At 60.0% G+C, this 12,228-nt stretch carries 7 protein-coding genes; 5 read left to right on the top strand and 2 right to left on the bottom strand.

The features are described 5' to 3' along the window. Positions 1–23 precede the first annotated feature (23 nt). From ACR0MO_RS11515 to ACR0MO_RS11495, 5 genes are all read left to right on the top strand, one after another. Complete coding sequence (locus tag ACR0MO_RS11515) at positions 24–3,854, top strand: beta strand repeat-containing protein (RefSeq protein WP_480891334.1); 3,831 nt, start codon at positions 24–26, stop codon at positions 3,852–3,854. Between the two features lie 64 nt (positions 3,855–3,918). Beyond that, complete coding sequence (locus ACR0MO_RS11510; protein WP_480891331.1) at positions 3,919–4,749, top strand: SapC family protein; 831 nt, start codon at positions 3,919–3,921, stop codon at positions 4,747–4,749. After that, positions 4,742–6,076, top strand: coding sequence for a TolC family protein (locus ACR0MO_RS11505; protein ID WP_480891329.1), 1,335 nt, complete (start codon positions 4,742–4,744; stop codon positions 6,074–6,076). Before ACR0MO_RS11510 ends, ACR0MO_RS11505 begins: the two co-directional genes overlap by 8 nt. After that, positions 6,073–8,223 (top strand): type I secretion system permease/ATPase, encoded by a 2,151-nt coding sequence (locus ACR0MO_RS11500; RefSeq protein ID WP_480891326.1) that lies wholly within the window; start codon positions 6,073–6,075, stop codon positions 8,221–8,223. The genes ACR0MO_RS11505 and ACR0MO_RS11500 overlap by 4 nt, the downstream gene beginning before the upstream one ends. Continuing rightward, entirely contained in the window at positions 8,207–9,517 is a 1,311-nt protein-coding gene (locus ACR0MO_RS11495; protein WP_480891325.1) for an HlyD family type I secretion periplasmic adaptor subunit, read from the top strand. Before ACR0MO_RS11500 ends, ACR0MO_RS11495 begins: the two co-directional genes overlap by 17 nt. A 56-nt stretch (positions 9,518–9,573) precedes the next feature. Here the strand turns inward: ACR0MO_RS11495 and ACR0MO_RS11490 are convergent, their stop codons facing one another. Beyond that, a complete protein-coding gene (locus ACR0MO_RS11490) occupies positions 9,574–10,275 on the bottom strand; it encodes a response regulator transcription factor (RefSeq protein WP_480891323.1) in 702 nt (233 codons plus the stop codon). Continuing rightward, positions 10,275–12,170: a hybrid sensor histidine kinase/response regulator gene (locus tag ACR0MO_RS11485; protein ID WP_480891320.1), complete on the bottom strand. Its 1,896-nt coding sequence runs from the start codon at positions 12,168–12,170 to the stop codon at positions 10,275–10,277. The genes ACR0MO_RS11490 and ACR0MO_RS11485 overlap by 1 nt, the downstream gene beginning before the upstream one ends. Between the last annotated feature and the right edge of the window lie 58 nt (positions 12,171–12,228).

The following is a 12,228-nucleotide window of genomic DNA, read 5'->3' as shown; positions in this document are numbered from 1 at the left end:
CGGAAAACACATGTGAGGGTAAGATGACCAAAGCACCTGAGTCCAAATCTCATCCGGGCGCAGATCGCAAACAGCACATTCGTCAGTGGATCGACGGCAAGATGAAACGCTGGGCCGGGCGCGGTCTGGCGGGCGGTCTGGGTTCCACGCTGATGGCGCTGCCCGCCCTGTCTCAGGCCACGATTGAAGAGCTGTACGCCTTTCAGTTTGCCGAAACCATCCCCGGTGTTCAGTCGGCCAAGCTTTTGAAAAACGGCGATGTCCTGCTGAAAATGGCGGATGGCCGCAGCCTGATTGTTGCGGCTGAAAACGTTCAGATTCTGGACAGCGGCGCCATCATGATTGCCGAGGCAACGGTTGCCGAAATCGCTCAGTTCAGCATTGCCGAGGCTGGCGGTGCTGCCGCAGGCGGCATCAGTGGCGCAGGGGCGGCCTTGGGTGGTCTTGGCCTTGCCGGAGCCGCCGCAGCAGCGGGCGGCGGAGGCGGCGGCGGTGGCGACGACACCGAACCTGCGCCAACCGCCCCAACTCCTGCGCCGCCGCCTGCACCCAGCTACCCAAGTCTGAATCTTGCCGATTTGCAGGGTACGGCGCTCAATAGCGCCAGCACCGAAGTCACCGCGCCCGATGGGACCAGCACGGTCGAGGTGACAATCGGATCACTGGTGACAACAGCGACACCCAACGCCGATGGCAGTTGGAGCATTTCCCTGACCCCATCTGAGGTCAGCGGCCTGCCGCAGGGGGTCTCAGAGATCACAATCCGCAACCTGGATGGCACGGGTGAGGAATTGTCGACTGAGACCGTTACATTCGACATCGATACCGTGCCGCCCACCGTGTCGGTGGCCGGCTTCTCGGACGGCGCTGTCCTGAACAGCGCCGAGCAGGCAACGGACTTGACCATCACTGGTACAACCGATGCAGAAAACGGACAAACCGTCACGGTTTCCCTGAATGGGCAAACCTACACCGGCACGGTCTCTGGCGGCACGTGGAGCGTCACCGTTCCTGCGGTGGACCTCGCGTCGCTTCCAGACGGTGCGACGATTTCGGTCACAGCAGATGTCTCGGATCAGGCCGGGAACCCCGCGCCTCAGGCCAGCAGCAGCTTTGATACTGATTTCAGCGCGCCAACCTTGACACTGGATCCGGTCGCCGGGGGATCGATTGATCTGGTCGACACAACTGGTGATCTAACCCTGACGGGCGCCACCACAGCCGAAGATGGCCAGACCGTTACCGTCACGCTGGACGGACAGACCTACACCGGCACAGCGACCGGCGGCGGCTGGAGCGTGACGGTCCCTAACGCTGACCTGTCCAGCCTGACCACAGGCGTTCCCGCCGACATCAGCGTGACGGTTGACGATACAGCGGGCAACCCTTCTGTCCCCGTCACGGTATCGGTACCGGTCGATCTGACAGGTCCATCAATCAATATCTCACCTCTTGCCGTTGGGTCCGTTCTGAACGCAGTTGAGGTCGGGTCGGATCTGACGATTTCCGGCACAACCGGGAATGTCGGCGACGGTCAGACGGTTACGGTCACCTTGGACGGGCAAACCTATACCGGCACAGTCTCTGGCGACACCTGGAGCGTCACTGTCCCAACCGCAGATCTGACGGCACTGGCGGACGGGGGCGACTTCACCATCACGGCTGATGTTTCGGACGCAGACGGACTGGCCGCCCCGCAAGCGGATGTAAACCTGTCGAAGGATGTCACCGCGCCGACGCTGAGCATCGACAGTTTCTCGGACGGGGTAGTCATGAGCGCTGCGGAACAAGCCACAGACCTGACCATCTTAGGGTCCACATCAGCTGAGGATGGGCAAGTCGTTTCGGTCACTCTGAATGATGTGACATATACCGGAACCGCCTCTGGCGGAGGGTGGAGCGTCACAGTTCCCGCAGCCGATCTGGCAATCCTGTCGGACGCTGCGACAATTTCCGTCATAGCTGACGTGTCCGATGTTGCGGGCAATCCGGCGGTTCAGGCCAGCAGCGGTTTCGACACGGATTTTACTGCGCCCACGATTGCGATATCCACCCTCTCTGACGGGGCCGTTATGAACGCCGCCGAACAGGGAACCGATCTGAGCGTATCGGGAACATCAGATGCGGCGAATGGAACCGTTATAACCGTAGAGATCGCCCGCCCCGACGGCACCGTGGACGTAAGCGGCACCGCAACCGTGTCCGGGGGGAGCTGGACCTTCACTGCCCCTGCCTCCGATCTGAGTGGGCTGCAAGACGCTGTGACCTATGACGTCACTGCGTCGGTCGAAGACGCGGCTGGAAACGGCAACCAAGCAACCACAACCTTTGCCACCGATTTCTCGGCACCGTCCATCACGATGGATGCTCTGCCGGTCGGCGCAACGCTGGACGTGATCGAGCGCGACAGTGACCTTACCATCTCGGGCACCACAACGGCTGAGAACGGCCAGACCGTTTCGGTCACGCTGGGCACCGAGACATACACTGCAACCGTGACCGGAGGTACCTGGACCGCAACCGTCCCAGCCTCGGATCTGGCTGCTCTGTCGGATACAGGGACTTTCCCAATTGCGGCAACTGTGTCGGACGATGCCGGGAATGCCTCAGCCCCGGCCACAACCTCCATCACCACGGATTTCCGACCGCTTTTGAACCTGAATTCACTTGGCACCAACGGCTCTATTTCGCTGGCCGACGCGCAAACATCCGGCCTTGTTGTCAGCGGCACGTCTGTTGGGCTTAGCGCGGGTCAATCGGTAGACGTCTTGCTCGGAAGCAGCTCTGTCGGAACGGCAACAGTCGCTGCCGACGGGACCTGGTCTCTGACGGTTCCGGCCGCTGAGTTTTCGGGCACCGAGGCCGGTGATGACCTGAGTTTCACCGCTCAGGCAACAGTCTCCGGCGGGCCTGATCCTGTGCCGGCAACCGGCGAGACAACGGCGCATGTTCCCGCGGCGTATGTCATCTCGGAAATCGGGCAGTCCGGATCAGTAGTGACCTTTGCGATTTACGCCGACAGTGATCGCGATATCTCAAGTGGTCTGGCGATGACTGCGGATCTTGAGTTTGACTCGTCCGTTGTCACATACGACACCGGATCGGATTCCGAGAATGGTGAGTTCGATCTGTTCCTGGCCAGCCCGGGAACCGGCGACGTCATTCGATTTGGCGGTGCGGCAACCACGTTCACGGACCTGTCGCAACCGCTGGTCACCTTCACGATGACGGTGCAAGACCCGACCCAACCCATTGAACTGACGATCACCACCCCGGATGGAGGGCCGACGTTTTTTCAACTGGGAACAGACGGCGCTGATACCCTGACCGCCGCAGGCATCGACACAATCGTGCGCGGTGGCGACGGCGATGACATGATCGACCTCAGCGATGCGGGTCGCGATGTCGTCGTGTTCGAGGCTGATCCGGCAGAAAATGGCGTTGATACGATCACCGGGTTCTCGCTTGGCTCAGAGGCCGATGTCTCGGACGCTTTGATGTTCAATGGTCTGGATGTGCTGACGTTGCGCGGCAACGGCACAAATTTCGAAACCCTTGCGACAGGCGATGCTTTGGGCGCGGATACCGGGTTTGTCGGCCTGACAACAGTTCTGACAGATCTCACTGCTGGGTCCATCGAAGCCGCAGTCGAAAGCTTTTCGGGCGCGCTGGCGGGGGATGAGCTCTATGTGCTGGCAACCGACGGTACCGACAGCGCTTTGGTCAAAGTGGACTATTCGGCACCGGATACAGCCTCGGTCGAAACCGTTGCGATCTTTGACGGGCTGGACGATCTGAGCGGGCTGACTGCTGACAACATCCTGCACACAGACCCCACAGGGGCGACCGCATAGGTCGTCCCCGCAGGGCACAAATCTCGGCAAAAGGCTGGAAACCAAACAGAACGAGGGGGCAGTTATGGTGCAGAACGGCTTAACTCCGGTCACGCGTCTCAACCACGGGCATCGGTATTGGCGGCGATTCACATCCTTTGAATTTGCCCGGCATCTTCCTGAATGCCCGGTGGTTGAGCCGGAAATCCTTCAGGCTGCGGCCGCTTTTCCAATCGCGTTTCGCGTCGTCTCGGGTGAAGTCGAAGCCGTTGCCTTGCTGTCTGTGCACGCCGAGGGGTCAACGCCATTTGTGTCGGACGAAGGAACCTGGTTGGCGCAATATTTGCCGTCAGCACTCCGCTGCCCGCCGTTTCAAGTAGACCTGACAGACGCACAGTCCGAACCCCAACCGGCGGGTTGCCTGATGGTCGACGAAACCCTTGGGCTTGTCACTGACGACCCGCACGACGAGTGTTTTTTTGACGCGGACGGCAAGCTGACACCCGAGTTGGCAAAGGTGCAGCGTTTTCTTTGCCAACGCGCCGCCGCTCAGCAGAACACACTGACTTTGTGCCGGGTCATTCAGGGTATGCATCTGTTTAGCCCCCTGGATCAGCTTACCAGTGTCGAGTGCCCGGATGGTTTGCTGGGCGTCAGCTTGCAGGCCGTGCACTCTTTGCCCCAAAGCCACAAATCGCTTCTGACCAATAGTGGTGCCTTGCGGCTGATCCATGCTCATCAGGTGTCGCTGTCTCACGTTGCCTGGCTGACGCAAGCACAGCGTCAGATGGCGCATCGCGCGAGTGGACGCGCCTCATCCGAGATATCCGGATTTTTGGACGCTGTCGTCGGTGCGCAAGCCAAAGAACACGCTTTTGGCCTTAATCAACCGGAAGTTGTCCAAGCACATGTTTAAAATTATTGTTCAAATCACTGGCTTCATTCTCATCGCGCTCCATGTGTCCGGCTGCACGCAGCCCCCCGATTTGTCGGGCGTTGAACTTTCGTTCTCCGGTGGCACCGCTGGTGCCGGGGCGACCAAGCCCTCTGCCCCGCTAACGCAAAGCGCATTCGGCCAAAGGATTCGATACGCCGTCGAAACAAGCCCGACGCTGGCGCAAAGCGAAACACGAATGGAAGTTGCAGCCGCCAATCAGGATGCGGCAAGGGGGGCGTTTCTGCCTCAGGTCTCATTGGGTGTGAACGCGCGGTCCGAGCGGATCGACTCGGACATTGCGGATGTATCGCCTTATCTGCGCGTATCGCAACTGGTGTATGACGGTGGCGCAGCAAGGGGTGATCTGACCGCCGCCAAGGCTCGGGTTTATGAAAGCCATGGCGATCAGTTGCAGACGGCGGCAGCCACCGCGCTTGCCGCCATCGAAGCCTATGTGGTGGTGCTGGACCGGCGCGAAATTCGCGACGTCAATTCGCAGAATGTCACCGCGCACGAAGATCTTGTCCGCCAGATCTCTGAACGCGCGGCCAGTGGTGCCGGGTCTAACGCGGATGTGTTGACGGCCCGTTCGCGCATGGCAGATGCCCGCACCCGCCTAGCCGATGCGATCGCCCAAGTTGACCGGGCCGAGGCCCGGTTCCGCGAGGTGTTTGGAACCCCGGCCGGGCCGTTGCCGCAGCCCATTCCGGCGCCCGATCTGAACCGGACCGATGCGCAGATCGTGATGAACAGCCCGCAGGTCCGCCGGGCAGACGCAAGCCTGTTGGCTGCCAAGGCAGAATGGACTGCCGCGCAGGCGCGTCGGCAGCCTGACATTCGGGTCGCTGCTTTTGCCAATCAGGACACGGATCGCGACGCAAATTTCGGTGTGGATCTGTCCTTCAACTATGAGCTCGACAGCACCGGTCAAAGGCGGGCCGCTATCACAGCCGCACAAGCTCGGGTCAAAGACGCAGAATTCGCGCGCGAAGCGCTGATCCGGGAAATCACGCGCGAGCTCGGGTTCATCCGCTCGGACCAGAAAGCAGGGGCCGAACGATTGCGCGCGGCCAGAATCGCGGTCGAGGCAAATGCCGAAAGCGTTCAGGCGGCGAGGGCGCAATTCACTATAGGCCGTCGCAGCCTGATTGAAATTCTGGATGCGCAAAGGGATTACGTGAACGCTCAGGAACGTCTGATCCTGGCTGAACAAAGCTTTTTCCTGACCAACTATGCCGCGCTTGGCCTGACAGGCGACATACTCGACCTGCTGGGGCTGTCCTTCAACACTTGGGGCACACCATGATGGGTCAAAGCGACATGCCATCGACCCAAGAGCAGGTTTCGGCAATTGAAGCTTGCATGCTGAACATCGCCGAAACGTTAGAGCGGCCCATCACTCTGGCCGCACTTCATTCGGCGCAATCTGGACAGAATGGCGATTTGAGCGTGCGAGACATTCTCAGCGTTGCCCGACGGGCCGGGCTGCAAGCGGGATACGGTGCCCAGAACCTCAAAGCCTTTGACGACACCCTTGTCCCCGCGATGCTGTTACTGGATGGGGGCAAGGCCGTCACCTACCACGGACGCGCGCCCGGTGGGGCCTTGCTGATCTTCGATCCCGAAATCGGTACAGGCCTGTGCGAAGTGGCCGAACAGGTTCTTGCAAAAGCCTATACCGGATACGCGATCCTGTTCCGGCGCGATCACAAGGCGGAGTTGATCGCAAAAGCCCCCGGCCATGCCGGCCACTGGTTCTGGTCCGCTCTGGCCGCCAACCGGTGGTCTTATATTCAGGTCGCCCTTGCCGCAGCGCTGGCCAATCTGCTGGGCCTTTCGACTTCTATTTTTATCATGGTGGTCTATGACCGCGTTCTTCCCAACGAAGCAACCGAGTCCCTGATCGCGTTAACCATCGGCGTGGGCTTGGCCTTGCTGTTTGACTTCATTCTCAAGTTGTTGCGGGCGGGTTTCATTGATCGGGCAGGCCAGAATGCCGACTTGTTCATGGGGCGGCGCGTTTTTGATCACCTTCTCAACATCCAGATGAAATCGCGCGCCGGTTCGACCGGCGCAATGACCAGCACGGTGCGCGAGTTTGAAACGTTGCGCGAGTTTTTCACCTCGGCCACGTTGGTCGCTGTGGTCGACCTGCCGTTCATCGGCCTGTTCGTCTTTGTCATTTATCTGGTGGGTGGCGATCTAGCGCTGATCCCCGCGCTTGCCGTCCCTGTTGTGTTGCTGACCGGGCTGGCCGTGCAACCGATCCTGTCTCGCATGGCCGAAAAGAGCCTTAAGGATGGACAATCAAAGCAATCCGTATTGGTCGAAGCCGTAACGGGTTTGGAAACCATCAAAACCACGGCCGCCGGACGGCAGATGCGCAATCGATGGGAACAGGCGATTGAACGGCAATCGGCGCATGGTGCAAAAAGCCGGGCGGTGACTCAACTCGCTTTGAACCTGACAGGGTTCACGCAGCAGGCAGCTCAGGTTCTGATCGTGTTTTATGGTGTTTTCCTGATCACAGAAGGTCAGGCCAGCATGGGCGCCTTGGTTGCATCCGTCATGCTGACGGGCCGCGCGCTGGCTCCTTTGGGTCAACTGGCCCAGACGCTGACTCGGGTGAATCAAGCGCGCAGCGCCTATCGCCACCTGAACGCATTGATGCAGGCCGAAAGCGAGCGGCCCGAAGGCCGTAGTTGGATATCCCGAACCGGCGTCAAGGGTGCCATTTCCTTCAGCAATGTTCACTTTGCCTATCCCGATCAGAGTGAAGACATCCTGAACGGCGTATCTTTCACCGTGAACCAAGGTGAAAAGGTCGCCATTCTGGGGCAAATCGGCTCGGGCAAAAGCACAATCGCGCGGCTGATTTTGGGGCTCTACACGCCCCGAGTGGGCTCGGTCATGCTGGATGGTCTGGACATCCGCCAGATTGATCCCGGCGACCTGCGCCGCAATGTCGGTTCGGTTTTGCAGGATGTGTGGCTGTTCTCAGGCTCCATTCGGGACAACATTGTCAGCGGAGCGATCCGGCCCAGCGACGCGGACCTGATCGAGGCCGGGCGTGTTGCCGGGGTAGAGGATTTCGTCGCGCGCCACCCCGGAGGATATGATCAACAACTGGCAGAACGGGGCGAGGGTTTGTCGGGCGGGCAAAAACAGGCCATAGCTCTGGCGCGCGCGTTGATCGGCAAACCGCCCGTATTGCTGCTGGACGAACCAACCAGCGCGATGGATGTAAAGACCGAGGCGCAGGTGATCCAGCGTCTGAAAGAGGCAACCAAGGACACGACTATGATCATTGTCACCCATCGGACCAGTTTGCTGGAACTGGTCGACAGGGTGATTGTGATTGAGGGTGGCAAGATCGGCGCGGACGGACCCAAAAGCCTGCTGGCGCAGCACGCGCGTCGGGTGGGGAGGCATCTGAATGTCGCAGCATCCTGACCTGGCCCAACTCGCGCGTGAAATGCGCGGGCGCTCGCCGTTGCGCGGATCTTTGTTGCTGATCGTGATCCTGGCCTGCCTGCTTGCGGCGGGGACATGGGCCTATCTGACAGAGCTCGACGACGTCACGCGGGTGGACGGGCGCATTGTGCCTTCAGGCGACCTGCAAATGATCGAAGCGACCGAGCCCGGAGTGCTGCAGGCGCTTCACGTGCGCGAAGGTGAGGTTGTCGAAACAGGCACGTTGCTTATGGAACTCGACACCACGCAGATCGAAAGCAAGCTGAGTCAGGAACAGCAGCGTGCCTATGGTCTCATGGCGCGCGTGCAACGTTTGCAGGCTGAAATCGAAGGAACAGATCTTCGTTTTGACGCAAAGCTGATCACTGGTGCACCAAATGTCGTGAAGTCGGAAACCGCCTTGTATCAGGGTCGCCAAGCCGAACTAAGCGCGGAAGTCGCGATCCTCGAACGTCAAAGACAACAGAAACATCAGGAATACGAAGAAGGGCTGGTCGATCAGATAACCGCCGACGCAACGCTGAAAGTGTTGGCCGAAGAGCGGGCAATCATGGCCCCTTTGGTCGAACAACGGATGGAGCCTGCCACCACCCTGCTGACCTTGCGCCGCAGCGAGGCGGAATGGCAGGGTCGCAAGGTTCGGGCCGAGGCGGCGACAAGCCGGTTGAAAACAGGGCTGGACGAAATCGACGACCGTATCAAAGCCACGCGCAGCCGGTTTCGAACCGCGGCCCTGACCGATCTGGCGCTGGCCACAGCCGAGCTTGCGGCGCTGGAGCCTGCCCTTCCCGCCCTGCGCGACCGGGCATCGCGGGCGCAGGTACGCTCACCCGTTCGGGGGATCGTAAACCGTATCCATCGCACCACGATTGGCGGTCTGGCCAGAAGCGGCGAGGATCTGATCGAGATTGTTCCGCTGGATGACTCGTTACTGGTCGAAGCCTATGTTCGACCCGAGGACATTGCCTTTCTGCACGCGGGCCAGCCGGTGAAAGTGAAGATCACGGCCTATGATTTTGCGCGTTATGGCGGCCTGGATGGGGAAATCCTTCGCATAGGCGCGGATACAATCACCCGGTCCGAGCGCAACGACGAAGACGTATTTGTTGTTGAGATCAGGACCAGCAGCACCATGCTGGACGCACAAGGTATTGCGGTCGAGATCATTCCCGGCATGATCGCCGAAGTGGACATCCTGTCCGGCAAGAAATCTGTTCTTGATTACATTCTGCAGCCCGTTGTGAAGATCAAAGATCAGGCGCTGCGAGAGTAGCCGGGGTTTCGTTTCGGACGATGGTCGATTGCGCCATTCCCCCTGGGAAATGGAAGTTATTTCCAGGTTACATCACCCACAAAAATATATCCCGCGCCGTAGATAGTTTTGATCAATCGCGGGTTCTTGGGGTCCTCTCCCAGCTTGGTCCGAAGCCGAGAGATACGAACATCCATCGCGCGGTCGAAACTGTCACCGGCACCGCCACCCAGCGATTCCTGCATCTGGGCGCGGCTGATCAAACGTTTGGGGCTTTCCAGAAACAGGCGCAGAACCTCGCCTTCGGCATGGCTGAACGGTGTCTCGACGCCTGAGCTATCCTCAAGAACATAACGATCGAAATACGCCGTCCATCCGTTGAACGTCGCGACGTCGGAATTCGGCGCCTGGCCGCGCGGAGACCGCAACCGGGCGCGGATGCGCGCCACAACTTCGGTCGGGTCGAATGGCTTGGTGATGTAGTCATCTGCCCCAAGTTCCAGCCCCGTGACCCGGTCCTGCACCTGAGCCCGGCCCGAAATGATGATCACCGCCGCCCCTTGTTCAAGCGCCAGCCTGTGAACCAGTGCCAACCCGTCCGTATCCGGCAAGGACAAGTCCACCAGGCAGACATCCGGTGTGACGCGTTTCAACGCAGCCTCGAACTCGCGCGCGCGGGAAAAGCTTTGGGTGCGGAATCCGGCCTCTTCCAGCGCATCGGTCAGGATGCGACGGATCTCTGGCTCATCATCCAGAATGGTCACCAACGGCTGGGTCATCAAGCGGCCTCGGTTCGGATCAGCGCGGACAATTGCGCCTGCGAGAAGGGTTTACTCAGCACGGGCGCTTTGGCAAGGGCCTGCCGATGCAGCGGGTCGGAATAAGGCAAAGAAGTCATGAGGATACAGGGCAATTCCGTTGGAAGCTGCGCCAGCATGTCCAGGCCCGTAGCGGGCCCTTCAAGCCGAATGTCGGACAGCACCATGACAATCCCTTCGACATTTGCAGTCAACGCAAGCGCCTCATCGGCCGAGGTCGCCTCGATCACCGAATGGCCAAGATCGATCAGCATATCCCGGAACTGCCCGCGCAGGTCATCGCTGTCTTCGACCAAAAGCACCAGACCATCCTGTTCAGGCGGGGCAGGCCGGTAGGGCAACCGCAGCACGACCGAAGCGCCAGAGGGCGTATTGCGCAGGTTCAGATCACCGCCCGCCAGCTTAACCGTGTCATATACCATCGGCAGACCAAGGCCCGAGCCATCGCTGCCTTTGGTGGTGAAGAACGGGTTCAGCGCTTTTTCCAGCGCCTCGGACGAAAAGCCGGGACCTGTGTCTGACACCGTGATCTCGACCCAGATATTGCCGACCGTGTGGGCGCTGATCGTGACCTGACCAGACGTGCCGCAAGCATCCCGCGCGTTCAGCACAAGGTTCAGCAACGCGTCCTGCAGCATACCCGGGTCCAGCATAAGGGCCTGATCCGGCAAGGTATTGACAACCGACAGGCCAACACCGCGCGGCAAAGACGGGGTGGCGACAATCCGCAAATCCTCGAGCAGACGGCGCATATCGGTGGCTTTGGGCTGCGGCGTGCGATTGCCCGTCATATCGGCAATCCGGTTCAGCAACTGACCACCCCGCCGCGCCGTTTTCTGGGTTGCGGCGACCAGAGAGCGGGCGTCCTCGGGCAGGTCCATTTTGGTCAGCTGGGACTGCATCCCAAGAATGATCGTCAGCAGGTTAGAAAAGTCATGCGCCAGCCCGTTGGTCATCTGCGCGGCCATCTCGCGGCGGCGGGTTTGCTGCAGGGCAACGCGGGCCTGCGTTTCTTCTGTTATATCCACCGACATGACGTAAACACCCCCTGCCCCGTCCGGCGTGAACGAGACACGGATACGGCGGGAATCCTGATCTTCGGTGAATTCAAAAACAGACGTATTGCCGTCATACGCCCTTTGCAGATGGTTTTCGACGCGGGCAAAGGCGCTGGTCCCCAACGCTTGCGAGATATGCAGACCCAGAATATCCGATGGCCGCCCGGGCATGACCGAACTGAGACGCCGGTTCGAGTAATCGTATCGCCCTTCGGTGTTCAGATGAGCAATATGGGCCGGCATCATTTCGGTGGTCATCCGCGTGCGGGCTTCGATTTCGGTCAGCTCGCGCTTGGCCTCTTCCAGCGCTGTGATCGTAGCCGCCAACTGGCGGTTGGTGGCTGACAATTCCTCGGCATGGGTCAACAATTGGCCGGACAGTTCCTCGGACCGGGCGCGCAGCAGGTTTTCAGCGCGTTTTGCTCCGGTAATATCCGTGTAAACGGCCACCCAACCACCTTGCGGCAATGGCGCACCTTCAATCGAGATCACCTGACCATTTGGACGCACGCGCTCCATATAGTGCGGTTCGAAGGCCAGAGCCTGATCGACCCGCACCTTGACCATTTCCTCGACGCTGTCCTCGTCGCCGTATTCCCCTCGGCTGGCCAGACAATAGATCGTGTCGCGGAACAATGCGCCCGGTTGCACCAGCTCGTCGGGAAGGTCGAACATCTCTTGAAACCGGCGGTTGCTGAGGACCAGCCGCAATTGGCTGTCATAGATCGACAGGGCCTGACCAATCAGGTTCAGCCCGGCGGTTGTCATCGCCTTGATGCGTTGTTCCGAAATGTCCAAAATCACCCTCCCCCGCAGGTTATCCGTAGCACCAGACAGCCCGCAGGTGTAGGGGGCT

Source organism: Ruegeria sp. K5, from assembly GCF_056531805.1.
This window is presented reverse-complemented; position numbering and strand designations above follow the sequence as displayed.

Excerpts from the sequence above, each read along its gene's own strand:
- ACR0MO_RS11495 (WP_480891325.1), top strand. The coding sequence starts at position 8,207 with ATGTCGCAGCATCCTGACCTGGCCCAACTCGCGCGTGAAATGCGCGGG.
- ACR0MO_RS11505 (WP_480891329.1), top strand. The coding sequence starts at position 4,742 with ATGTTTAAAATTATTGTTCAAATCACTGGCTTCATTCTCATCGCGCTC.
- ACR0MO_RS11515 (WP_480891334.1), top strand. The coding sequence starts at position 24 with ATGACCAAAGCACCTGAGTCCAAATCTCATCCGGGCGCAGATCGCAAA.
- ACR0MO_RS11510 (WP_480891331.1), top strand. The coding sequence starts at position 3,919 with ATGGTGCAGAACGGCTTAACTCCGGTCACGCGTCTCAACCACGGGCAT.
- ACR0MO_RS11500 (WP_480891326.1), top strand. The coding sequence starts at position 6,073 with ATGATGGGTCAAAGCGACATGCCATCGACCCAAGAGCAGGTTTCGGCA.
- ACR0MO_RS11490 (WP_480891323.1), bottom strand. The coding sequence starts at position 10,275 with ATGACCCAGCCGTTGGTGACCATTCTGGATGATGAGCCAGAGATCCGT.